General features: G+C 59.6%; 1 protein-coding gene. It reads right to left on the minus strand.

Annotated features, from left to right (window positions below; all coding sequences use genetic code 11):
* Positions 1-71 precede the first annotated feature (71 nt).
* Positions 72-517, minus strand: a 446-nt coding sequence (locus AC07Z7_RS25150; RefSeq protein ID WP_494768057.1) for a hypothetical protein, incomplete at its 5' end; no start/stop codon positions are given.

The following is a 517-nucleotide window of genomic DNA, read 5'->3' on the forward strand; positions in this document are numbered from 1 at the left end:
GCTTCTAATGGAACCAGCTTCAGCCCCTGGTCAATGTTCGACTGGCACTGCTGATCACGATTGCACTGGCGCTAACAGTGCATACCCATCATGCCTCCCATGCCCGAGTTTCCAGAGGCTGCAGGTGCGGCAGGTTTGGCCTGTGCCCCTTGCTGCATCATCCCCATGCCCATGCCACCAGAACTACCCGCGCCCATCATGGCCATGCCGGATTGCATGAGCTTCATGTGCTCATCCATCAGCGCGGATCGTTCGGCGGGAGTCTTGGCCACCTGCATTTTTTTGTGCATTTCCTGCATCGCCTTCATCTGGCGATCAAAGGCGTCCGGTGTTGGCGGGGTAGTAGCTGCCGGGGCGGACTGGGCGGCTACGCCACCGCTCTGCGCATCACCGGGGTGGTGGCCTGCGTGTTCGTCCGCAGGTTTTGGAGATTGCGCGATGGCACAGCCCGCCACGAAAAGGGTTGTCAACAGCCCAGCGACGATATTCAGACGCATGATGGTCTCCTTGTTGGTTC

Source organism: Acidovorax sp. GW101-11A03, from assembly GCF_059424825.1.